Origin of the sequence: Mesorhizobium sp. M0854 (assembly GCF_040319815.1) — a bacterium.
Classification (GTDB): Bacteria; Pseudomonadota; Alphaproteobacteria; order Rhizobiales; family Rhizobiaceae; genus Mesorhizobium.
The window spans coordinates 118,126-141,157 of sequence record NZ_JAMYOL010000011.1 but is presented as its reverse complement, the minus strand read 5'-3'; the positions used below and the strand labels follow the sequence as shown (position 1 = coordinate 141,157).

Below are 23,032 nucleotides of genomic sequence, written 5' to 3'. Positions count from 1 at the left end.
ACCGGATGTATCAACCTTCCGCCGCCAGCCGTTTGAGCTTGGCGATGGCGGCGTCCGGGCTTTCGCCATAGGCAATAGTGCCGGCGAAATCGCCCTTGGCATTGAGCAGCAGCACCGAAGCGGTGTGGTCCATCGTGTAGTCGCCGTCGTTCGTGTCGACTTTCTTCCAGTAGATGCCGAAGGACTTGGCCATGGCGTGGACCTTATCCGGATCGCCTGATATGCCGAGGATGCGATCGGAGAAATTGCTGACATAGGTGTTCATGATTTCCGGCGTATCGCGCTCCGGGTCGACCGTAACGAAATAGGCACGCAGGTTCTTGCCGTCGTCGCCCATCGTCTTCAGCCAGCCGGCCAACTCGAAAAGCGTGGTCGGGCAGACTTCCGGACAATGCGTGAAGCCGAAGAAGACGACGCTGGGGTGGCCGCGAAACGCGGCTTCGGTGACCGGCGCGCCCTTCTGGTCGACCAGCGTGAACGGTGCTCCGAACGGCTCGCCGCCATAATGTCCGCGGTACCAGTCGAAGGTGAGCCAGCCGATTCCGGCGGCCATCAGGACGAGAATACCGACCAGAATTGAACGCATCATCAGTGAAAGTCCGTCGTTATTCCATCGGGCGCCGGGTTGGCGCCGTGAAGGCCCTGGCTTGGCGAACACTCTTAGCGGTTCGGTCGCGCCGACGCAAAGATGTCGCGTTGCCGCAACCGGCAATCCTGTGGGAGGCGATCTGCTTGCAAAGCGCTGCCGTTCGTCCCACCTGAGGTCGGCAAAATTTGAACCGCAGGAGGCCTCTTTGCGAAAACTGATTGGCGGCGCGTTAGCCGCATGCCTTGTCATTGGCGCCGGCGCGGCCGCCGCCGAGGAAGTCGGCAAGGTCGGCGTCGATTGGCTCGGCAACGATATCATCGTCGAGGCGATCAAGGATCCGAAGGTCGAGGGCGTGACCTGCCACGTCTCCTATTTCGACCGTGGCGTGATCGACCGCCTGCAGAAAGGCAACTGGTTCGAGGACCCGTCCGATTCCTCGATCTCCTGCCGCCAGACCGGGCCGATCACCATTGGCGACATCGACATGAGCGAGGCCGGCGAGGAGGTGTTCAAGCAAGGCATCAGCCTGATCTGGAAAAAGCAGGTGGTGAACCGCATCTACGACAAGGCCAACGAGACGCTGATCTACCTGTCGCATTCGCGCCAGGTGCAGGATGGCTCGGCAAAAATGTCGGTCACCACCGTGCCGCTCTACGGCCAGAACGTGGTGTGGACCAGCGGCAAGCCGAAATAGAGACTTAAGGTGCTACAGTGTCCTTGGCGCGTCCAAACTGATGCGCGGCGCTGCACTCGGCTTGCGAGACTATGCGCGCGGGCGTAAAGCGCCCGCATGGACCGTCCTGAACACCTTGTCCTAAAAGATCCCGAGCCGCGCATCCATCCGACGGCGGAGCTGAAGGCGTGCAAGCTTGGACGTTATGCGTCGATCGGCGAGCGCGTCATCCTGCGCGAGGTGATGGTCGGCGACTTTTCCTACTTCGAGCGCCACGCCGAGGCGATCTATACGACGATCGGCAAATTCTGCTCGATCGCCGCCAACAGCCGCATCAATGCGCTGGAGCACCCGGTCGAGCGGCTGACGCAGCACAAAATCAGCTATCGGCCCAACGAGTACTTCCGCTGGCTGGGTGTCGATCAGGCATTCCGCGACCGGCGGCGGGCGAGAGCCGTCAGCATCGGCCACGATGTCTGGATCGGCCATGGCGCCGTGATCATGCCGGGCGTGGCGATCGGCAATGGCGCGATCGTCGGTGCCAACTCGGTGGTGACGCGCGACGTGCCGGCCTATGCAATCGTCGCCGGCGTTCCGGCCACGCCATTGCGGCAGCGCTTCAGCGCGGGAACTGCGGCCCGGATCGAACGTCTTGCCTGGTGGGACTGGCCGGTCGAGAAACTGGCCAGGGCAGTCCCCGATATGCAGGCCTTGCCCATCGAAGCTTTCCTCGACCGCTGGGAAAACGGCGCCCCCTGACTTCGGGCGTATCTGCAAGCGGTCCGACGGCCTGCGCGATCTGCTCCTCCAACAATGTACCCGCGATCTTCCGCCACGAGGGAACCAGGAGCGGCTGCCAACTGTTTCTGCAGACACAATGAACTCGGCTTCCGTCCGGGTTCGTCGCCCGGCTGTTGAGGGAGTTTGAATGATTGAGAAGCTTTTCACCAGGATCGCCAACAACGTCGCCCATTTTGCCGGCCTGCCGCCGACGTTTGCCGTCTGTTTCCTGATCATCGTCGTCTGGGCGGCAAGCGGGCCGATGTTCGGCTTTTCGGACACCTGGCAGCTCGTCATCAACACCGGCACGACGGTCGTCACCTTCCTGATGGTGTTTCTCATTCAGAACACCCAGAACCGCGATGGCGCCGCGATCCAGGCGAAGCTCGACGAATTGATCCGGGTCAGCACAGCCCAGAACACCTTCATCGGTATCGAACACCTGACTGAGACCGAGGTCGAAGAGATCCGCAAGAAATGCGAACAGGCAGCGAAGCGGCATGATCAGAAGCTTGCCGAGTTGGCAGCCGAGAAAGCCATGGCGAAGAAGCGGAACACGAAGAAGCACGCAGCGGCGTGATATAAAGGTCCGGCGCATACCTGCGAAGATCGGATCCGATTCTTTGCTCTGGTGATCTTCGGTTCGGGATCATGCGCTGCGTGTCATGAATGCCGCGAAAGCATCCTTGTAGTCCGGATGCCAGCGCGACAGAGCAGGACGGTTCTCAATGATATCGCCAATTGCCCAGGCCATGCGCTTTTCGTCCATGGGCCGGGTCGCCTCGTTATCGGGACACAGGATGTAGAAATCGCCACGCAGCAGCGAGGCCAGCATGAAGTCGATGACCTGCTCGCCGGTCCAGGCGCCGGCCGGCTTTTCGGTGGCGCCTTCGGTCAGGCCGGTAAAAGTAAACCCGGGAATGAGCAAATGCGCCGCGACATTGGCGCCGGGCTCGTTGCGCAGCGCGTGTGCAAGGCCCTCGGTATAGGTCTTCACGCCAGCCTTGGAGACGTTGTAGGCGAGGTTGCCAGGCGGCGTGGTAATGCCTTGCTTGGAGCCGGTGTTGACGATCAGGCCGGGCTTTCCCGCCGCCAGCATGCGCGGCGCGAAGGCCTCGACGCCATGGACGACACCCCAGAAATTGATGTCCAGCAGCCGCTTCCAGGCGTCACGGTTCTCCCAGGGCTTGCCGGGGTTGTTGCCGACGCCGGCATTGTTCATCAGCAGCGAGACGTCGCCGAAAGTGCCGGATGTCCGTTCGGCCAGCCGGTCGAGGTCTTCGGCCTTCGAGACATCGGTGGCGACGGCAAGTACGGCGCTCTGCCCGCCGATAGCAGCGACGGCGCGGGCAGCCTCATCAAGGCGTTCGCCGCCGATATCGGCCAGCACGATCTTCATGCCCATCGCCGCCAGCCGTTTGGCGGCGGCAAGGCCGATGCCGCTGGCCGCGCCGGTAATGACGGCGACATTGCCGGAGGCAAGTGCAGGCAGGGCGGTCTGGATCTCGGCGTCGGTGGTCATGATTTTCTCCTGTTCTGGCCGCGGCGAACTTAGCGCGGAAAAAGGCTCGCGCAAGCCGGTGCCGGCATCTTCGGGTTGACCGCATCGGCGGGCGCTGCGCATGCTGATATCGAAAAAGGAGACCTGACGATTGACCGACTGGATCGAGATCCTGAAAGAACAGACCGCCACCGGCGACCAGATGAGCCGCGAGGTACCGCAGATGCTCGCCAATCCCGACATCAGCGAAGCGCAAGTTATGACGCTGTTTTCGGCGCTCGAAAAACAGGCCGAATTCGTCGAAAAGCTGCGTATGGCGCTGGAAAAATTCGGCCATGATTTTTCAGTGATCAAGGCGGCCGAGCGGCTGGAGGAGCGCTACGCCGACCTTGCCGCTTCGGTAGCGGAAAAGCTGAAAGCAATGCGAGGCTAGACGGGGCCTATTTCTCGATCAGCCGCTCGAAGCGTCTGTCCGGCACGAACCAGATCATCGCCACCAGGACATAGATCGAGACACCGATCCAGTGATTGACGAAGGTCAGCGCGATGGCGGAAAGATAGAGGACCAGCGAGATCTTTCCCTTGAGGTCATTGCCCAACGCCCTGGCGAAGAGAGTCTCGTTGCCGTGCAGTCGATGCAGGGCCATGGTGAGGATGTTGAAGCCGATGGCGCAGAGCGCCAGGTCGACGCCATAGACAGCAACCGGCACCGGCGCGAAATGGTTCTCACCCATGAAGGCTGTCGTCGCCGGCATCAGCGATAGCCAGAACAGCAGGTTGAGGTTCGCCCACAGCACGCGGCCGTCGACCCGCTGCACGGTATGGAACATGTTGTGCAAATTGTTCCAGTAGATGCCGACATTGATGAAGGACAGCACATAGCTGAGGAAGATCGGCCAGAGTGGTGCCAGCGCGGAAAAATCCTCGCCATGCGGCACCTTCAATTCCAGCACCATGATGGTGATGATGATGGCGACCACGCCATCGGTGAATGCCTCGACTCGTCCCTTGCCCATGAATCTCCCCTGACAATCCGCTGAAGTTAAAAGAGGATCTCGCTCAGCGCCATCGGCAAAGCTGCCAAACTTGTCAGGAGCAAGCCGGGGAGGGGGAACGGCTGACGCGAAAAAGGCGTTAGGATGTCAGATCCCGAACAGCAAAAGGTCGAAAAAATGACCGCTCACGCTCAAGTCATGACGCGCGATTACGAACTCGGCGGCCGCGCTGCAGCGGCCACCGTGGCCGCTATGATCGCGGCTCTTTTCGCCGGCAGCACGGCGCTGACGCCGCTTTACATCATCTACAAGCAGGTCTTCGGCTTCTCACAGATCACTTTGACGCTGGTCTACGCCGTCTATGTCATCGGCAATCTGGCGGCGCTGCTGATGTTGGGGCGTGTGTCCGATGTCATCGGGCGCCGTCCAATGGCATTGGCCGGGATGGCGGTGGCCGTGGTCAGCGCGGTGGTTTTCCTGTTCGCCGAAAATGTCGCATGGCTCGACATCGCCCGAATTCTGAGCGGACTGGGAATCGGCGTCGGCGCGGGCACCGGCACCGCCTGGCTCGCCGAATTGCTCCCGACCGACGACAAGTCACAGGCGGCGACGATTGCCACCAGCACCAATTTTCTCGGCCTCGGCCTCGGTGCGCTGGGAGCCGGGTTGCTCGCCGAATACGCGCCTTGGCCGCTCAGGCTGACATTCGTCGTCTACCTGGCGATGCTCGCGACTGTAACCCTGCTGGTCTGGCGCACGCGGGAAACCGTTTCGCGGCCGGGGAAACTGGCTGACGTTTCGATGCGGCCGCGGCTTTCCGTACCCGATGACATCCGCGCAAGTTTCGTTGCGCCGGCGGTGACCGGCTTTGGCGCAATGGCGCTGGTCGGCTTTTATGCAGCACTCGCACCGAGCATTTTGGCGCAGCAACTGCAGGTAACCAACCATGCCGAAGCCGGCGCTCTGTTCTTTGAATTGGCGATCGTGACGGCCGCCACCATTGTAGCGACGGCACGTCTTTCGAGCCGAGCCGCGATGTTCGCGGCGCTTGCGCTGATGATCCCAACCGTCGCGCTGATTGTTGCGGCGCAGGTCTTCGCCTCGATGACCATAATGATTGCCGGCACCGCCTTGTGCGGCGTGGCGGCAGCGCTCGGCTATCGCGGCGGCTTGCAAGTGGTGAACGAGATCGCGCCGGCGGACCGGCGCGCCGAAGTCGTCTCGGCCTTCTTCATCTGCTGTTTTTGCGGCAACGCGCTGCCGGTCATCGGCATCGGCGTTCTGTCGACGGTGGCAGGTGCGACCGTGGCAAGCCTGGCCTTTGCCGGCATGATTGTCGTCTTTTCCCTGGTCGCTCTCGGGTTTGGCGCGAAATACGCGCGCTGAGCCGACCTTTCAGCCGTTCGGTGTCTCGGGCGAAAGATGCGCGCGCTGGCGCGGTACGCCGAGGCCGGTATCCGGCGGTTCGCCGGCAGCCGGCCGGCTCTCGATCATGTGCAGGCTGCGCCAGCGGCCGAAGCGGTAATAGGTCGCGGCCAGCACGAGCGAGGTTATAGAGCCAGCCGGAAAGCTCCACCACAGAGCTTCCTCGCCGATCACGCTTCGGAAGAAATAGGCGAAGCTGGTGCGCACCAGCAGCACCGAGATCACCAGGATGATCAGCGGCGGCATCATCGCGCCGGTGGCACGCACGGTGGCGAAGAGCACGATGGTGATGCCGAACAGGATGAAGGACCACGACGCGATCTTGTTGATGTGAGTGGCGATGTCGATTGCTGCACTGTCGCTGCCAAGGAAGAGGCTGAGCACCGCGCGATCGAATACGAACAGCAGCGCGACGAGCATGCCGGTGAGCACAAGGTTGAAGCCGACGCCGGAGGTGGCGATGCGTCCAATCCGGTCCCAGCGCCTGGCGCCGACATTTTGCGCCGCCATGGACGACACCGCGGCGCCGATGGCGAGCGCCGGCATCTGGATATAGGTCCAGAGCTGTGCGGCTATGCCGTAGGCAGCTGCAACCTGCGAGCCGTACGAGTTGACCATGCCCATCACCGTCAGCGCCGCGGCCGAAACGACGATCATCTGCAGGCCCATCGGCACGCCCTTGAAGACGACGATGCGCAGCAGCGCCGGGTCCGGCCGCAGCAGAGCGAGATTGGCGCCGGCCAGCCGCAGCGGGTGCTTGCGCGCATAGAGCACAATCAGGATGGCAACCACGCTTACCGTCTGGCCGATCAGCGTCGAGGTGGCCGAGCCGGCGATGCCGAGTTCGGGGAACGGGCCGATGCCGAGGATGAGCAACGGGTTCAAAACGACGTCGAGCATGACGGCCAGCGCCATAAAAAGGAAAGGCGTGCGCGAATCGCCGGCGCCGCGCAGCACCGTCATGACGAAGGACAGCAGGTTCATCATCGGCACGGCGAGGAAGATGATGCGCAGATAGGAGCGCGCCAGCGGCAACGCGTCGGCCGGCGTGCCGAGCGCATCGAGGATCGCATCGACCCAGATCCAGCCGCAGACCGCGAACACCACCGAGACGAGGAAGAAGAAGGTGGCGCTGGTTCCGACGATGCGCCGGGCTTCGGGCAGGTCACGAGCGCCGACGGATTGTGCGACCAGGATGGTCGCCGCCATGCCGATGCCGAAGACGGTGCCGAGGATGAGAAACAGCACGAGGTTGGCATTGGACGTGGCGGTCAGCGCCGCTTCACCGAGGAAACGGCCGACCCACACGGCATTTATCGAGCCGTTGAGCGACTGCAGCACATTGGAGCCGAGCACCGGCAGGGCAAACAGCAACAGGGTGCGCGGGATAGGCCCACTGGTGAGGTCGCCGGTCTGCCGGCGCGGGGGCATGTTGTCGTCCATGGCAGGCAACTCGGCGAAGGCTTGTCTGAGTCCGCAATGATTGCCGATTTAACGGGAGAGGTCGATGCGGCGCTGTAAATTCCGCCTGGCGTGCCTTGATCTAAGCATTTCTCAACCTTCCGGAATCGTATATTGATCCCGCACGCGTGGGGCCGCATTTTCCTGGATCTCATGGGTAGGCCGGGGGGCTCATGTCCGATATTCCGTTGTTTTTTGAGCGCCTGAACCGGCGCGCCTTTCTTGGTGCATCCGCTCTGGGCGCGGCCTCCGTGGCTCTTTCGTCGTGCACTACGACGGACGTGGCGGCGCCGGTGCCCGCGGCACCAAGCGATCCGGCTTTCGGCGATGCCGCAAGCATGTATGCCGCGCGCATGGACGAGGGCTATCAACTGCCGGCAATCCCGGTAGCCAAGGTCGATCCGAAATTCGTGCGTCAAATCGTGGCCGACCCGACTGGAGAAAAACCCGGCACGATCGTCGTCGATACTTCCGAGCACTTCCTCTATCTGGTGCGCGACGGCGGCAAGGCAATTCGCTATGGCGTCAGCCTCGGCAAGGCCGGTTTCGGATGGACCGGCAGCGCCGTGGTACAGGCGAGGAAGAAGTGGCCGGTCTGGACGCCGCCGCCGGAAATGATCCAACGCCGGCCGGAACTGGCGAAATACAAGGACGGCATGCCGCCCGGCCCGCAGAGCCCGCTTGGCGCCCGCGCGCTGTATCTCTTCCGTGACGGCAAGGACACGATGTATAGGCTGCACGGCACGCCGGAGTGGGATTCCATTGGGAAGAACGCTTCCTCCGGCTGTGTGCGCTTCATGAATCAGGACATAATCGACCTCTACAGCCGCGTCGACGGCGTCGCGCCGGTCTTCGTGCGCCCGAACCTGTCGGCCGCCGGGAAGATCGCCGCCGTGTCGAACAGGACGGCCGAGCCGATCGATGCCGGCGTGCCAAAGGACGCGGAGATGTTGAGGTAAGTGCCTTCGACTGGATCGTCAGTCGCAGGTTTTGCAACGCACCAGGACACCGTCCTTGCGCGGGCGAGCCGCAACTGAAGGGCACGACCGCTCAATCGCGCCAACTCAGGCGGACGCGTTCCGCGCGTCCGCCTGTATGGGTGCCGCTACTTCTTGGCGAGGCCTGGGAGCGTGACCTGATAGACCAGGAACATGGTGTCGACATCGGCGCCATCCTCGGCCTTGTAGGCCGCGCCTACCTGGAAGCCGTCCTGCGTGAGGAAGTCATTGTCATTGGCGACGAACAGGAAATAGTCGTCGGGCAGTGTCGGATCGAGGACGCTCACCACCGACATCGCCTCCCACTTCTCCGAAAGGTTGTTGCGGTCGTTGGGCGCGCCATTGTGCAGCCCGAAGCGGCCGAGCTCGGTCTTGTCGTTGATGTCAATGAGCGGCGTCAGCTTGGCCGGCGTCACCGATGGATCGAGCTCACCCTTGGGCGCCAGCGGCTTGTCCTTGTCGAATTCTGTGCCGGCGACATCGGTTGCCGCAGACAGATCGACGACGCTGATCTCGCGGTGGAGCGAGGTGTCGCCCTTCAGCCCCTGGCCATTGCCGCTGTCGCGCGCCAGCATCAGGAAGGTCTTGTCCGACAGCGCCACGATTTCGCTCTGCGCGGCGATCTTGGTTTTGCCCTTGGCATCGGTGAACACCGGCAGCGGCACGACATATTCATGCGCGAGCTTGAGCTGGCCGGGATCCGAGGCATCGTAGACCAGCGCGCGCGTGTTCTGACGCGTCGAGGCGGAATCGCCGCCATCCTGCCTTGGGGCCGACTGCAGCACGGCAATCAGGAACTTCCCGTCCGGCGTCAGCGCCATGCCTTCGAGGCCCTGGTTGTTCTGACGGCCGGTTTCGGGATCCTTCGGATCCGGGTCTGCCGCGCCAAGTCCCGGATTGTTGGAAGCAAAGTTTGGCGTCCCGTGACGCATCGGGACAAGCGCCGCCGGCGGCTGCGTTGCCGACATCAGACGCCCATCGGCGGAGAAGCGGTAGATGTTCGAACCGTATTCGTCCGAGATGAACATCGTGCCGTCGGGCAGCCGTGCGATCGCTTCGTTATCGAGCGCGAGCTTGCCGTTGGCTTCGGGCAGGATCGGCATGTCGTCGGTCGCGGCACGCACGCCGTTGAGCGGATCGAGGCCGGTTGCGTCGGCGCCCTTGTCGCCGGTCAAAAGCATGGTGTCTGCAAGCGTCGCCTTGAGGCCCGATTGTTCCTGGCCGGTGGCCGGTGCCGCACCCGGCGCGATCGGGGCGAACTCGATGGCGATCGTGTTGAGGCGCGGGCGGTAATCGGTGGTACCGACGACATTGTAGCCGCGGTCCGGCAACAGCCATAACGAGCCCTTGTAGCCATCGGTGCCATGTGTCCAGCCGGCAGCGTCGATCGACATGCCTGAGCCGGAGCCAAACGTCTCGCCGAACTTGTCCTTCTGGCTGGCCGGGATGCGGCCGACACCGACCATGCCCTTGTTGACGAAGCCGACGCCGCCGACGGTCGCGGCGTTTTCTGCCAAGGCCGGGGTCAAGGCGGTGAACATCGCCAGCGCGACGGCGAGGGACGCGGTTCGGTGCAGGTTTTTCATGGATATCCTCTTTTGAGACAAAGCTGCCGGGATCTGAAAAAGCGCCGCGTGGCATCGAGGATGCCGCGAAAGCCTTCGGAGAAGCGATCTAGGACGCGAACATGATACTTGCGTGACAGTGCCGCGCTTGCTTGTCCCCCATGGTCGCAACTGGCCTGGGTATGGCGAATTCGTCGTCGCCGAGCGAGCAATTAACGACTTTACAAATAGTCGTTATAATGTAAAGTTATGACAATGAAAGGTCCCCGATGACTGCCTATCGTTTCGCCACCCGCCTCAATTCCTTTGCCTCGCGGCCACAGTCCGAGTGGCCCGATCTTGTCGGCAAACCGTCCATGCTGCAAATGGCGGCACGTGCGGCGAAGGTTGCGGAGTTGACCGATCTCGACCTCAACTTCCCCGACCATGTCGATGAAAAGCCTGCGGAAATAGCGCGCAAACTCGGCGATATCGGGCTTTCCATCAATGGTTTCGCCATGCGCTACTATTCCAATCCGGCTTTCAAGCTCGGCGCCTTCACCAACCCGGATCCTGCCATTCGCCGCGAAGCCATCGACCTGACCAAGGCCGGCATCGACGCCACCCGCGAGGCGGGCGCCAGCCTGATGACCTTGTGGCTCGGGCAGGATGGCTTCGACTATGCCTTCCAGGTGGACTACGCAGCGCTCTGGCAACACGAAATCGATGGCATTCGTGAAGTTGCGGCGCATGATCCGGGCTGCCAAATCAGCCTTGAATACAAACCCAACGAGCCGCGCTCCTACAGCCTGATGCCAGATGCGGCGACTACATTGCTGGCGATCCGCGAGATCGGCCTGCCAAATCTCGGCGTGACGCTCGATTTCGCCCATGTGCTCTATGCCGACGAGCAGCCGGCCTTTGCCGCAGCACTCGTGGCGCGACACAGCAAGCTGCTCGGCGTGCATCTCAACGACGGCTACGCCAAGCGCGACGACGGCCTGATGGTCGGGGCCGTGCATACGCTGCAGACGATCGAGCTGCTCAGGCAGATCCGTCGAGACGGCTATGCCGGCGCCATCTACTTCGACACGTTCCCCGACATGACCGGGCTCGACCCGGTCCACGAATGCGAAGTCAACATCGCGACTGTCAAGCGCATGCTGCGCTTCGTCGATCGGCTGGAAAAGGACAATCGCCTGTCCACTGCCGTCGACCGTCAGGACGCGGTCGCCTCGCAGGCCATCATCCAGGAAGCCATGCTCGGGCCGGACAGCTGAGGCCGGCGGCATAGACCGTTTTTCAACAAGGGAGGAAGATCATGAAATTTCTACTTGCCACCGCTGCCGCTGCCCTGATGGCGCTGTCCATCGGCTCGGCTTTTTCCGCGGACCTCGCGCCGCTCAATTCCGACACCGAGAAGGATCGCATCGACTGGTCGCAGCTCAAGGCCAGGTTCGGTGCGTTCCCCAAGCTGCCCGAGGGTACCAAGGCGGGTGCGGTCTCCAAGACGCTGACCAATGAATACTGGCGCTCGCTGGGAGAGGGCTACAAGTCGTTCGGCGACCGCACCGGCGTGCCCGTCGTCTACCAGGCAGCGCAGAGCGAGGGCGACCAGCTCGGTCAGCTCACCATCGCCGAAGGCCTGGTCACACAGGGCTACAACGTGCTGCTCGTCTCGCCGCAGACCGACTCCAACCTGCAGCCGATCATGGAACAGGCCAAGGCGGCCAACGTGCCGGTGGTCAACGTCAACGACGCGGTCATCCCGCAGGCCGAGCATTATGTCGGTAATGTCCAGCGCGACAACGGCGTGCGCGTGGCCAAATGGTTCATCAAGAACCGGCCGGACGGCGGCAAGGTCGCCATCGTCGAAGGCCAGGCCGGCGTCTACGCCGCCGTCCAGCGCACCGATGGTTTCAAGACAACGATCACCGAGGCCGGCAAGTTCGACGTCGTCGCCAGCGTCCCCGGTAACTGGGACCGCCAGACCTCCTACGACGCGGCCACCAACATCCTGCAGCAGCACCCCGATCTGATCGGCTTCTATGCCAACAATGACGGCATGGCGCTGGGCATCGTCGAGGCGGTCAAGGCTGCCGGGCTGCAGGACAAGGTTGCGGTCTTCGGCACCGACGGGATCTCCGACGCCTATGCCTCGATCCGCGCCGGCGAGCTGACCGGCACCGTCGATTCGTTCCCGGTGCTGACCGGCGAGGTGGCGCTGGAATCTGCGCTGCGGCTGGTGGCCGGGCAGAAGCTGCCGCGCGTCGTCGCCACGCCGCAGGCGCTGATCACCAAGGACAATGCCGACCGTTACTCTGGCGCCGGCGACGCCGTGCGCAAGGCGCTGCTCGAGGACGCGGCAGCGGGCCAGTAGAGCAGGGCCGGCAGGTGCCGGCCTTGGGTCGGCACCTTGCCTGGAGAACCGAAGCAATGTCAGCGCGGCTGCAATTCGAGGGCATTTCCAAAGAGTTTCCGGCTGTGCGGGCGCTGAGCGACGTGTCGTTTTCGGTCGGCGCCGGCGAGATCCATGGCCTGCTCGGTGAAAACGGCGCCGGCAAATCGACGCTGCTGCGCATACTGTCAGGCGTCTACCGACCGACGGCGGGAAGCGTGCTGATCGACGGCAAGCCGGTGACGCTGAACAATCCGGTCGCCGCACGCGCCGCGGGCGTGGCGATGATCCATCAGGAATTACAGCAGGTGCCACGCCTCAGCGTCGCCCAGAACATGTTCCTCGGCCATCCGTTGACGCGCGGCGTCGTCTTCGTCGCACGGCGCGAGCAGGAAAGCCGCGCTGCGGAAGCGCTGGCCGCCATCGACCCGACCATCGATCCGGCAGCCCCGCTTGGCTCGCTGAAGGTGGCGCAGCGGCAGATCGTCGAGATCGCCCGGGCGCTGCTCGACCGCGCCAGGATCGTGGCGATGGACGAGCCGACGTCGAGCCTCACGCCGAGCGAGTTCGAACGGCTGGCGGAAGTCATTGCCGGTCTGGCACGCGACGGTGTCGCCGTCATCTATGTCTCGCACAAGCTGGACGAGGTGTTCGGCATCTGCGAGCGCGCCACTGTCATGCGCGACGGCGTTGTGGTCGAAACCGTCGATCTCGCGCAGGTGTCGGAAAAGGCCGTCGTTTCGATGATGGTCGGCCGCGAGCTTGCCCAGGAACAACACCGCTCGCATGCTTCCCCCGAGATCAGGCTGAGCGTGCGTGGCCTCGCCTCGGCAACCAAGGTCCGTGACGTTTCGTTCGACCTGCATCACGGCGAGGTGTTGGGCATTGCCGGCCTGGTCGGGTCCGGCCGCACCGAACTGCTGCGGCTGCTGGCCGGCGCCGACCGGGCCTCATCACGCGCAATAGAGATCGACGGCAAGGCGGTAAAGCTTTCCAGTCCGCGCGACGCCATCGCGGCCGGCATCGGCCTGGTGCCGGAGGAGCGCAAGCGCGAAGGCATCGTGCCGTTGCGGTCGATCTCCAGCAACATGGCGCTGGCCTCGATGGGCGTGTTCGCGCCGCGCGGCGTCATCGATCACAAAAGGCTGAAACGGGTCGCGGCCGAGAAGATGAAGCGGGTCAATCTCAGGCCGTTCCTGCTCGACCGGCCGATCCGCCTGTTCAGCGGCGGCAACCAGCAGAAAGCGATCATCGGCCGCTGGCTGGCGGCGGGAACGCGGATCCTTCTGTTCGACGAGCCGACGCGCGGCATCGATGTCGGCGCCAAGGCGGAGATCTACCACCTGATCGAGGAACTCGCCGCCGAAGGCCATTCGGTTATCGTCGTGTCGTCCGAGTTGCCTGAGGTGATCCGGCTCGCCGACCGCGTGCTGGTCATGCGCGACGGCACGGTCGCCGCCGAACTGGGCCGCGCAAGTCTCAGCGAACACGCGATCGCCGCGCACGCCATACCCCAAACGGAGATTGAGGCCGGCAAGGCGCAAGGCCATCGGGCCGGTGCATAACGGACAGGACCAGCGGATGACCGATATAACCCAACACACAGCAGCGCGCCCAAGGGCAGATTTCCTGCACCGGTTTTCCGTGCGCGACGCCGGCACGCTGATCGGCCTGGTGGTGATCCTTGCCGTCTTCGGGGCGCTGGTCCCCGGCTTTTTTGCCGAGCGTAACCTGATCAACATCCTGCAGCAGTCGAGCATCAATGCCTGCCTGGCGTTGGGCATGACGCTGGTAATCATCTCGGGCGGCATCGATCTGTCCGTTGGGCCGACGGCAGCGGTTTCTGCCGTCATCTCGGCCTCGATGCTGGTTGCCGGCGTGCCGTTTCCGCTGGCCATCGCCGCCGGCTTCGCCATCGGCCTCGCCTGCGGACTGCTCAACGGCGTGCTGGTTGCCTATATCGGGCTGCAGCCCTTCATCGTCACGCTGGGAACGCTCAGCACCTACCGGGCGCTGGCGCTGATCTATACCGGCGGCAATCCGGTGCTCGGCCTGCCTGCCGGCTTCCGTGCCATCTTCAACGGCTCGCTGTTCGGATTGCCATTGGCGGTCATCATCGTGGCCGTGGTCGCGCTGATTGCCTGGATCATCCTCAAGAAGACGCCGTTTGGCGAATATCTGCTCGCCGTCGGCGGCAATGAGGAGGCGGCCTACATAGCCGGCGTGCCGATCGCCCGCACCAAGATCGCCGCCTATATGATCTCGGGCCTGCTGGCAGCGCTTGCAGCGCAGATCCTGATCGGCCGGCTGGGTGCGGCCGAACCCATTCTGGGCAATCTCTGGGAGCTCGACGCCATAGCAGCGGCGGCGATTGGCGGTGCCTCGCTGATGGGCGGCAAGGGCAGCGTCGTCGGCACCATCCTGGGTGCCGTCATCCTTGGCAGCATGCGCAACGGCCTGACGCTGATGAACGTGCAGTCCTTCTATCAGCTCCTGGCAACTGGCCTTATAATCCTCGCCGCGATGCTTATCGATCGCGTGACGAGGGGACGTGGATGACCTTGACCGGGCTGGACCTGAAAGCAGTAGGACCGCGCATTCGCATGATGATGCCGCATCTGACGCCGCTCGAGGCGAAGGTGGTTGAAACCGTCTTCGGACGGCGCGGCTTCGACGAGACCATACCGCTCAAGCAGATCGCCGAGGAGGCCGGTGTGTCGGAGGCGATGGTGGTCAAGATCGCCAAGAAGCTGGGTTTTTCCGGCTATCGCGACTTTCGCACGGCGGTCTATGAATACAGCCGCCTGCCGACCGCCGAGATGCATCAGGAGCTGTCGGTGGACGACAGTTCGGCCGAGATCGTGCAGAAGGTGTTCCGCACCTCCATCCAGGCGCTGGAGGAGACGCTGGCCATCCTCGACATCGACGATTTCGACCGTGCCGCCGATCTGCTTTACCGCGCCAGGAACCGCGATTTCTACGGCGTCGGCGGCTCGGCGCAGATCGCACGCGACGTTTCGCACAAATTCCTGCGCATCGGCATCCGCACCTCTGTCTACGACGATTCGCACCTGATGCTGATGTCGGCCTCGCTGCTCGGCGCCGACGACATCGCCGTCGGCTTCTCGCATTCCGGCAACACGAGCGCCGTCATCGACGCCATCCAACTTGCGCGCAAAAGCGGCGCGCGCACGCTGGCCATCACCAACTATGACAACTCGCCATTGGCAGCCGTCGCCGACATCGTGCTCTGCTCGACCGCGCAAGGCTCGCCGTTGATGGGTGAGAACGCGGCGGCGCGCATTGCCCAGCTCAACATTCTCGACGCGCTGTTCGTGGCGGTCGCGCAACGCGACTACCAGGCGGCGGAGCGCAATCTCGGCCGCACCATGTCTGCGGTGACGTCGAAACGGAAAGACAAGAACTCATGAAAGGCAAGCGGCTCATGAAGGTCTGGGGCACATGACGGCTCCCCCGCCGCTGGTGACCGTATTCGGCAGCCTGCATTACGACATCATGGTCGAAGCCCCCGATCGCCCACGCAAGGGCGAAACGGTCACCGGCCATGCCTGGCATCCGAAATGCGGCGGCAAGGGCAGCAACCAGGCGGTGTCGGCAGCGCGGGCCGGCGTGCGTGCGGCGATGATCGGAGCTGTCGGCGACGATGATTTCGGCCGCGCGCTTCTCGACAATCTCGATCGCAACGGCGTCGACCAGCGCTTCGTGGGAGTGGCTTCGGGCGCCGGCTCGGGCATGAGCGTAGCGATTTTCGACGACAGCGGCGACTATGGCGCGGTGATCGTCTCGGGCAGCAATCTCACTCTCGGCGAAAAGGACATTATTGAGGCGGCCGAGTTGATCGCGCAAACGGTGGTTCTGCTGCTGCAAAACGAGGTACCGGAAGCCGCCAACATTGCCGCGGCGCGAGCGGTGAAGGCGCATGGCGGCCGCGTCGTTCTCAATGCGGCGCCGGCGCGAAAGCTGACAGCCGAACTGATCGCGCTGACCGACATCGTCATCGTCAACGCCATCGAGGCGGAGTTTCTGGCCGGCGTTTCGGTCGTCGACACGCTCGAGGGTGCTGCGAAGGCGGCCAACATGCTCGTCGGTTTCTATCCGGCTGCAATCGTCACGGCCGGCGGCGAGGGCGTTGCCTATTGCGACCGCGACGGCCAGGCATTCGCCTTGCCGGCGATGCCGGTGGAGGTGGTCAGCACCCACGGTGCCGGTGATGAATTCGTCGGCGCCTTTGCGGGGTGGCTTGCGCGTGGAGCGCCCGTCGAGGCGGCACTTGCCGCCGCCAATACCGCCGCTGCCTCGCTGGTCGCAACGCCGGAGCGCGAGCGCGGGGGTCTTGATCAATCTGAGCCTGCTCAGTGACCGCCGCGATTCAATCGCTGTCGCGCGCGATCAGTTCCAGCGGCCAGACTTCACGGATGATGCGTGCGCCTTCGGCGCCGGCGTAAGCCGGGATCGATGCCAGCAGCATTTCGGCCAACCGCTCGCCCATCGGCTCCAGCGCCGGTCGGAAGCCGGTCAGCGCCGGCGAAAAATAGCGGCAAAGCGGGGTGTCGACGATGACGATCACCGCGACGTCGTGGCCGGGCCTGATGCCCGCCTCGGCCAAAGCCTTGCACCCGCCAAGCGCCATCGCGTCGTTGTTGAAGATGATGGCCGTCGGCGGGTCCTTGGAGCGCATGACCTTCGGCGTCACCGCGTAGCCGCCGGCCTCGTTGATGAAGCCGTCGGCGATCAGTTCGGGGTCGAACTCGATGCCGTGCCGCCGCAACGCCTTGCGATAGCCGGCGAGGAACAGATAGCCGAAATTGAGGTCGAGCGACGGGCGGATGGCGGCGATGCGGCGGTGACCGCGCGCGACGAGACGATCGACCGCGTCGGCCCCGGCTTTTTCGAAATCGAGGTCGAGCGAGGGATAGGAATCGCCGCCGGAGCGGCTGCGGCCGAGCGTCGCGAACGGGAAACCAGCCTGGGTCAAATAGTCGATGCGCTCGTCCTCGCGCCGCGTCCAGGCCAGCACTACGGCATCCGCCCTGCGGGTCTCGACGACACGGCGCAGGCGCTCCTGCTGATAGTCGCCCGGCGCGCCCATCACTACGATCAGGTCAAGGCCGCTTTCGGCGAGCTTGGCCTGCAACCCGGTCAGGAACGGAATGAAGAACGGCTCGCCATATTCCTGGTCGCCCGGATGCGGCTGCAGCATGAAGGCGATCGAATGGGTGGCGCCGCGCCGCAGGCTGCGGCCGGACTGGTTCGGTGAATAGTTCAGCTTCTTGGCCGCATCGAGCACGCGCTGGCGCGTGTCGGCATTGACGTCGGCGCGGCCGTTGAGCGCGCGCGACACCGTGCCGATGGAAATATTCAGGTGACGCGCAAGGTCGTGAATGCTGGACGCCAAAGGACAGTTCTCCCCCTTGCTTGGCTAGCACCGGCCGCTCTCCGGGCCAAGCCGACGCCACGATTTTTCACAGCCGGCCAATTGACATTCTACGCCATCGGGTGTGTTCTCGTAAACGTTTACGGAAGAACGTTTGCGGCTCTGCCGTGAACGCCGTGACGATCGGTCTGGAGGGGCCGAGAGGGAGGAGTGCTGAATGATCAATGTCGTCCTGGTCGGCTGCGGAGCGATGAGCAAGGCCTGGCTCGATGCGGCCAAGCAGATCGACGGGCTCGCCATTGTCGGCCTGGTCGATATCGACGCCGAAAGGGCGCGGGCAAGGGCGCGCGAATACGAGCTTTCGAGCGCCGTCATCGGAACCGACCTCGACGCCGTGCTCGACCAGACCAGGCCCGCCGCGGTATTCGACGTCGTGGTTCCCGCCGCCCGCCGCGAGGTCGCGCTTTCCGCCTTTGCCCACCATTGCCATCTCTTGACCGAAAAGCCGCTCGCCGACAGCCCGGACAATGCGCGTGCCATTGTCGGGGCGGCCCGCAGCGCCGGCCGCATCCATGCCGTCGTGCAGAACCGCCGCTATGTCGCCAACGTCAGGCGCATCCGGCGCTTTCTCGATTCCGGCGCCATTGGTGCGCCAACCAGCATCCACGCCGATTTCTTCGTTGCGCCGCATTTCGGCGGTTTTCGCGAAGAGATGCGCCATGTGCTGCTGCTCGATATGGCGATCCACACATTCGATGCAGCCCGCTACATGGTGGCCGGCGAACCGGCCGGCGTCTATTGCCAGGAGTGGGAGCCGGCCAACTCCTGGTATCGGCAAGGGTCGTCGGCAACCGCAAGCTTCGACCTCGGCAGCGGCAAGCTGTTCACCTATGCCGGCAGCTGGTGCGCGGCCGGCTTCCGTACCAGCTGGGACAGTACATGGCGGATCGTCGCCGAGCGCGGCAGCATTGTCTGGGACGGCGCGGACGGATTGAAGGCGGAAGTCGTGCGGCCGGTCCGTGAAGGCCTGTTCGACCGCACCGAACCGATAGCCGTGCCGCCGCTCGACCCGGCAGATCGCGTCGGCGGCCATCTCGGCATCATCCAGGATTTCGTCCGCGCCGTCGAGACCGGCACCGAGCCGGAGACGCGCGGCGCCGACAACATCAAGAGCCTGGCCATGGTTTTCGCCGCAATCGAGAGCGCCGAAACCGGGCACCGGGTCGCTATCGCTGCACAGGAAGGATCATGATGCCAAACCCGCTGCTCGACATCAGGATCGGCACAATGGTGCGGGCCAATCTCGACGACCCGGCCGCCTATGTCAGGCAGATCCTGCCGCTCGGCTTCGAGAGCATCCAGCCGTTCTTCTGGCAGACGCTGGGCGGCAAGGACATTCCGCGGCTGGCGGGCGAGATCCGCGAGGCGATCGGCGATGCCGATGTCATCGTCTCGTCGATCGGCGTGTTCGGCAATCCGCTGGAGAGCGGCGAGATCGATCGCGGCGTGCTCGAGGCGTGGGAAACGATCATCGACAACGCGCATCTGTTCGGCACCAATGTGGTCAGCGGCTTCACCGGCCGCATTCGCGGCAAGCCGCTGCCCGACAGCCTGCCGCGCTTCCGCGAGGTCTGGGGGAAGCTGGCAAGGCGGGCCGCCGACAAGGGCGTGCGCATCGCCTTCGAGAACTGCGCCATGGACGGCAATTGGGCCAGCGGCGACTGGAACATCGCCCATAATCCGGACGCCTGGGAGCTGATGTTCAACGAATTGCCAAACGACAATCTCGGCCTGGAGTGGGAGCCCTGTCACCAGTTGGTCTATCTGATCGACCCGATCCCGCAGATCCGCAAATGGGCGCCGCGCATCTTCCACGTCCATGGCAAGGACGCGACGGTGCGCTGGGACGTGATCCGCGAACATGGCGTGTTCGGCCGCCTGCCGTTCGTTCAGATGCGCACGCCGGGTTTCGGCGACAGCGACTGGGCGCGGGTGATCAGTGAGCTGCGGCTGGCCGGCTACAAAGGTGCCATCGACATCGAGGGCTGGCACGACCCGGTCTATCGCGGCGATCTCGAGATCACCGGCCAGGCGCGTGCGCTGGATTATCTCCAACAATGCCGGGGAGGCGCGAGCTACCTGCCGAACCCGGTGTGAGGCTAATGCATGTCGCGCAAAAGTGCCCAGCGGTTTTGCGATAACGACATGCATAAAAACAGGACAAGCCGGCGGGAGGTGCCGGCCAGCGAAAGATTGCGGCGCAATGCCGAAGCGATCGTCAAAACCCCTCGGCTAGCGAGGGAACAAAGGGAGGATAAGTGCATGAGCATTACGATGAGAAGGACAGTTCTGCGCTCGACCGTCGCGGCGGCCGCGATGGCGCTCGCCGCCGCACTCTCGACCTTGCCGGCGCAGGCGCTCGATGCCCAGTGGTGTAAGGATGTCCATATCCGTTTCTTCGTCGGCGGCGCCGAGGGCGATGCCTTCGGCACGATCGTCTATAATGGCGCGAAGCAGGCGGCGGCCGATCTCGGGCCGAAGGTCGACTACATCTTTTCCCAGTGGGATGTCGAGAAGATGGTGCAGCAATTGCGCGAGGCTGTCGCGGTCAAGCCCCAAGGCATCGCCATGATGGGCCACCCGGGCGACGCCGCGATCATGCCGCTGGCCGAACAGGCGCACAAGGACGGCATCAAGATGATGTACCAGAACGTGCCGGTGCCGACGGTCACGGCGGCGTTCGGCGGCGGCTATGTCGGTGCCCAGCAGGAGCAGCAGGGCCGCGCGCTTGGTGCCGAGGCGGTCAAGCTGGCCGGGCTCAAGGCCGGCGACAAGGCAATCATGATCGGCCCGTTCGAGAACGAGAGCCGCGGCGCGCGCGAACGCGGCACTGTCGCTGCCCTCAAGGAAGCGGGTGTCGAGGTCATACAGCTCTCCTCGCCGCCGAGCGGCGAATGGGCTTCCGACCCAAATCTGGCCCTTCCGGTGATCACCGCGGCACTGCTCAACAATCCCGACGTCAAGGCGGTTGGCTATCCCGGCGGCCAGATGCTGGGCAATGTGCCCACCTATATGCAGGCGGCGGGCAGGAAGCCGGGCGATATCTTCAACTTCGGCTTCGACACCAGCCCGCAGATCGTCGAGGGCTTCAAGGGCGGCTGGGTGCAGCTGACGGCCGACCAGCAGCCGTTCCTGCAAGGCTATCTGCCGATCCTCAGCCTCTGCCAGCAGGTTGTGCTGGGTCTCGCACCGATGAATGTCGACACCGGCGCCGGCTTCGTCACGCCGCAGAATTACGAGATCGTCGCCGAGCTCGCCAAGCAGGCGCTGCGCTGACCTCCCAAGCCGCCGGCCGGGATCGAGCCCGGCCGGCGGGACCGCCGGCGAAAAGGCCGGCACGCGACAATCAAGCGAGGATCGCCATGGCCGAACGCATCATCGAACTGCGCGACATCACCAAGTCCTACGGCCAGGTCTATGCGCTGGGCGGGGTCAATCTCAGCGTCGATCGCGGCGAGGTGGTCGGCCTGATCGGCGACAATGGCGCCGGCAAGTCGACGCTGATCAAGATCCTGTCCGGCGTGGTCAAACCGACCAGCGGCGAGATTCTCGTCCGCGGCAAGCCGGTGACCGGATGGAACCCTGCGCGCTCGCGCGACGCCGGCATCGAAACGGTGTTCCAGGACCGGGCGCTCGCCGTGCAGCAGACGATCGTGCGCAATATCTTCATGGGCCGGGAGCTCACCGGCTGGCTTGGCTGGCTGAAGGTCAACAAGGAGATCGCGGAGGCGAGCCGGCTGATGCGCGAGATCGGCTTCACCTCGAAAGTGTTCACGCCACAGTCGATCGTCGGCCAGCTCTCGGGCGGCGAACGGCAGGGCGTGGCGATCGCGCGGGCCATCTATAAGAAGGCGGAGCTGATTGTCCTCGACGAACCGACGACCGCGCTATCGCTGACCGAGACCGCCAAGGTCTTCCACTTCGTGCGCCAGGTGCGGGCGAGCGGTCGCTCGATCCTGTTCATCGGCCACAACATCCACCACGTCTTCGATATCGCCGATCGCTTCGTGGTGCTGGATCGCGGCAAGGTCGCGCTCAGCGCCGACCGCAGCGAGGTCAAATCGGCCGAAGACCTGATCAATTTCATGGAAGACGTCGCCCACCCCAGCGGATTGCCGGGGTTGCACGACGCGGGCGATGCGGGGAGGGCGGCACGATGAGCAAGACCATGGAACCCGATCTGCAGAGCCCCCTCGGCGGCACGCATGGCGAAACCGCCGGGAAAGAGTGGAGACACCCGTCCGACAATTGGCTGCGCGGGTTCATCCTCGACAACCGCGCCGCGCTCGGCACGCTTGCCGTGTTCATCGTCATGATGGCGGTGTTCATGATCGCCAACCCGATCGTCTTCACCACCTGGTATCTCTACAGCTCCGTACTCACCACGCTGCCGGTGGCGCTGTTCGTGGTGGTGCCGCTGGTCTTCGTCGTCACTTGCGGCGAGATCGACCTGTCGTTTCCGGCGACGATGGGCTTTGCCTCCTGGGTGTTTGCGCTGGTCGTGCAGGCCGGCTACGACCCGTTCCTCGGCATCGCCGCCGCAATCATCACCGGCATGCTGCTCGGCTTCCTGGTCGGCTCGCTGGTCGTCTATGGCGGGCTGTCGTCGCTGATCGCCACGCTCGGCATGAATTTCCTGCTGCGCGGCCTGATCCAGATCATCAACGAGGGCAGGTCGACGGCACTGACCGGTCTTGCCGACAGCTGGGCCTACAAGATCTTCTCCAGCCAGCTTTATGGCATTCCGGTGCAGATCTTCTGGGCCATCGGCTTCGTCGTGCTGTCGGCGCTGCTTTACAACCGCCATCGCTTCGGCGCGCAGGTCAAGGTGGTCGGCGACAATCCCGACAGCGCCCAGCAGATGGGTATCGACGTCAAGCGCGTGCGGGTGAAAGTGTTCGTCTTCGTCGGTATCGGCGCGGCGATCGCCGGCACGTTCTCGGTGATGATCAACTTCACCTGGTGGCCGACGGCGGGCGACGGATACCTGCTGCCGGTGCTGGCATCGGTGTTCGTCGGCGGCACCCCGACCTGGGGCGGCATCGGCACGGTTGTCGGCGGCGCGATCGGCGCGGTCACCGTCTCCTTCATCCAGACCGGCGTCGTCGCGGCAGGCCTGAGCGGCTTCTACGTCCAGTTCTTCAACGGCCTGATCATCATCCTGTCGCTGCTCGGCCACAAGTGGAACCAGGCGCGGTATCGCTAGCGCCCGG

At 64.0% G+C, this 23,032-nt stretch carries 23 protein-coding genes; 17 read left to right on the top strand and 6 right to left on the bottom strand.

From position 1 onward, the window contains the following. Nucleotides 1–10: 10 nt before the first annotated feature. On the bottom strand, nt 11–589 hold the full coding sequence (locus tag NKH99_RS18900) for an SCO family protein (RefSeq protein ID WP_352450110.1): 579 nt from the start codon (nt 587–589) through the stop codon (nt 11–13). 205 nt (nt 590–794) lie between these two features. On the opposite strand from NKH99_RS18900, the gene NKH99_RS18895 reads away from it, so the two are divergent. The 3 genes from NKH99_RS18895 (at nt 795) to NKH99_RS18885 (ending at nt 2,622) form a co-directional block, all read left to right on the top strand. After that, nucleotides 795–1,283 (top strand): CreA family protein, encoded by a 489-nt coding sequence (locus NKH99_RS18895; protein WP_023676745.1) that lies wholly within the window; start codon nt 795–797, stop codon nt 1,281–1,283. 96 nt (nt 1,284–1,379) lie between these two features. Beyond that, nucleotides 1,380–2,021: a DapH/DapD/GlmU-related protein gene (locus NKH99_RS18890; protein WP_352471576.1), complete on the top strand. Its 642-nt coding sequence runs from the start codon at nt 1,380–1,382 to the stop codon at nt 2,019–2,021. A 169-nt stretch (nt 2,022–2,190) separates the two neighbouring features. Beyond that, nucleotides 2,191–2,622, top strand: a complete 432-nt coding sequence (locus NKH99_RS18885) for a low affinity iron permease family protein (protein WP_031211766.1) — start codon at nt 2,191–2,193, stop codon at nt 2,620–2,622. Nucleotides 2,623–2,691: 69 nt separating this feature from the next. On the opposite strand, the gene NKH99_RS18880 is transcribed toward NKH99_RS18885, so the two are convergent. Continuing rightward, nucleotides 2,692–3,564, bottom strand: coding sequence for an SDR family NAD(P)-dependent oxidoreductase (locus NKH99_RS18880; protein ID WP_352815434.1), 873 nt, complete (start codon nt 3,562–3,564; stop codon nt 2,692–2,694). 130 nt (nt 3,565–3,694) lie between these two features. On the opposite strand from NKH99_RS18880, the gene NKH99_RS18875 reads away from it, so the two are divergent. Beyond that, nucleotides 3,695–3,976: a hypothetical protein gene (locus tag NKH99_RS18875; protein WP_023676741.1), complete on the top strand. Its 282-nt coding sequence runs from the start codon at nt 3,695–3,697 to the stop codon at nt 3,974–3,976. A 7-nt stretch (nt 3,977–3,983) separates the two neighbouring features. On the opposite strand, the gene NKH99_RS18870 is transcribed toward NKH99_RS18875, so the two are convergent. After that, entirely contained in the window at nt 3,984–4,559 is a 576-nt protein-coding gene (locus tag NKH99_RS18870; RefSeq protein ID WP_023676740.1) for a TMEM175 family protein, read from the bottom strand. A 156-nt stretch (nt 4,560–4,715) separates the two neighbouring features. Between NKH99_RS18870 and NKH99_RS18865 the strand changes: the two genes are divergently transcribed. Continuing rightward, nucleotides 4,716–5,924 carry an MFS transporter gene (locus NKH99_RS18865; protein ID WP_353014975.1) on the top strand — a complete coding sequence of 403 codons (1,209 nt, stop codon included), beginning with the start codon at nt 4,716–4,718 and terminating at the stop codon, nt 5,922–5,924. Between the two features lie 9 nt (nt 5,925–5,933). Here the strand turns inward: NKH99_RS18865 and NKH99_RS18860 are convergent, their stop codons facing one another. Continuing rightward, nucleotides 5,934–7,406 (bottom strand): MATE family efflux transporter, encoded by a 1,473-nt coding sequence (locus tag NKH99_RS18860; RefSeq protein ID WP_353014973.1) that lies wholly within the window; start codon nt 7,404–7,406, stop codon nt 5,934–5,936. A 191-nt stretch (nt 7,407–7,597) separates the two neighbouring features. On the opposite strand from NKH99_RS18860, the gene NKH99_RS18855 reads away from it, so the two are divergent. Next, nucleotides 7,598–8,383, top strand: a complete 786-nt coding sequence (locus NKH99_RS18855; protein ID WP_352501044.1) for a L,D-transpeptidase — start codon at nt 7,598–7,600, stop codon at nt 8,381–8,383. A 146-nt stretch (nt 8,384–8,529) separates the two neighbouring features. On the opposite strand, the gene NKH99_RS18850 is transcribed toward NKH99_RS18855, so the two are convergent. Then, nucleotides 8,530–10,008 carry an esterase-like activity of phytase family protein gene (locus NKH99_RS18850; RefSeq protein WP_353014971.1) on the bottom strand — a complete coding sequence of 493 codons (1,479 nt, stop codon included), beginning with the start codon at nt 10,006–10,008 and terminating at the stop codon, nt 8,530–8,532. Between the two features lie 248 nt (nt 10,009–10,256). Between NKH99_RS18850 and NKH99_RS18845 the strand changes: the two genes are divergently transcribed. Genes NKH99_RS18845 through NKH99_RS18820 form a run of 6 tightly spaced genes read left to right on the top strand, consistent with a single transcriptional unit; the run spans nt 10,257 to nt 16,744 of the window. Next, the gene (locus NKH99_RS18845; RefSeq protein ID WP_352919530.1) at nt 10,257–11,246 is read left to right on the top strand and encodes a TIM barrel protein; all 990 of its coding nucleotides are present in this window, start codon (nt 10,257–10,259) and stop codon (nt 11,244–11,246) included. A gap of 41 nt (nt 11,247–11,287) precedes the next feature. After that, a complete protein-coding gene (locus NKH99_RS18840) occupies nt 11,288–12,346 on the top strand; it encodes a sugar ABC transporter substrate-binding protein (protein WP_353014969.1) in 1,059 nt (352 codons plus the stop codon). A 56-nt stretch (nt 12,347–12,402) separates the two neighbouring features. Continuing rightward, a complete protein-coding gene (locus NKH99_RS18835) occupies nt 12,403–13,929 on the top strand; it encodes a sugar ABC transporter ATP-binding protein (protein WP_353014967.1) in 1,527 nt (508 codons plus the stop codon). Between the two features lie 16 nt (nt 13,930–13,945). Next, complete coding sequence (locus NKH99_RS18830) at nt 13,946–14,923, top strand: ABC transporter permease (RefSeq protein WP_352767773.1); 978 nt, start codon at nt 13,946–13,948, stop codon at nt 14,921–14,923. Further along, nucleotides 14,920–15,795, top strand: a complete 876-nt coding sequence (locus NKH99_RS18825) for a MurR/RpiR family transcriptional regulator (RefSeq protein ID WP_352978184.1) — start codon at nt 14,920–14,922, stop codon at nt 15,793–15,795. The genes NKH99_RS18830 and NKH99_RS18825 overlap by 4 nt, the downstream gene beginning before the upstream one ends. Before the next feature lie 31 nt (nt 15,796–15,826). Further along, entirely contained in the window at nt 15,827–16,744 is a 918-nt protein-coding gene (locus NKH99_RS18820; RefSeq protein ID WP_353014965.1) for a ribokinase, read from the top strand. Nucleotides 16,745–16,754: 10 nt separating this feature from the next. Here NKH99_RS18820 and NKH99_RS18815 read toward each other — a convergent pair whose 3' ends face one another. Continuing rightward, the gene (locus NKH99_RS18815) at nt 16,755–17,780 is read right to left on the bottom strand and encodes a LacI family DNA-binding transcriptional regulator (RefSeq protein WP_023676728.1); all 1,026 of its coding nucleotides are present in this window, start codon (nt 17,778–17,780) and stop codon (nt 16,755–16,757) included. Nucleotides 17,781–17,976: 196 nt separating this feature from the next. Here NKH99_RS18815 and NKH99_RS18810 point away from each other — a divergent pair, with 196 nt between their 5' ends. The 5 genes from NKH99_RS18810 to NKH99_RS18790 all read left to right on the top strand — a co-directional run bounded on the left by NKH99_RS18810 (nt 17,977) and on the right by NKH99_RS18790 (nt 23,025). Then, complete coding sequence (locus NKH99_RS18810; RefSeq protein WP_353014963.1) at nt 17,977–19,011, top strand: Gfo/Idh/MocA family protein; 1,035 nt, start codon at nt 17,977–17,979, stop codon at nt 19,009–19,011. After that, nucleotides 19,008–19,916: a sugar phosphate isomerase/epimerase family protein gene (locus tag NKH99_RS18805; protein ID WP_352471591.1), complete on the top strand. Its 909-nt coding sequence runs from the start codon at nt 19,008–19,010 to the stop codon at nt 19,914–19,916. Before NKH99_RS18810 ends, NKH99_RS18805 begins: the two co-directional genes overlap by 4 nt. Before the next feature lie 165 nt (nt 19,917–20,081). Next, entirely contained in the window at nt 20,082–21,095 is a 1,014-nt protein-coding gene (locus NKH99_RS18800; protein ID WP_023676725.1) for a substrate-binding domain-containing protein, read from the top strand. 86 nt (nt 21,096–21,181) lie between these two features. Beyond that, nucleotides 21,182–21,979: an ATP-binding cassette domain-containing protein gene (locus tag NKH99_RS18795; protein WP_352614309.1), complete on the top strand. Its 798-nt coding sequence runs from the start codon at nt 21,182–21,184 to the stop codon at nt 21,977–21,979. Next, nucleotides 21,976–23,025, top strand: coding sequence for an ABC transporter permease (locus tag NKH99_RS18790; RefSeq protein ID WP_353014961.1), 1,050 nt, complete (start codon nt 21,976–21,978; stop codon nt 23,023–23,025). Before NKH99_RS18795 ends, NKH99_RS18790 begins: the two co-directional genes overlap by 4 nt. Nucleotides 23,026–23,032: the final 7 nt, after the last annotated feature.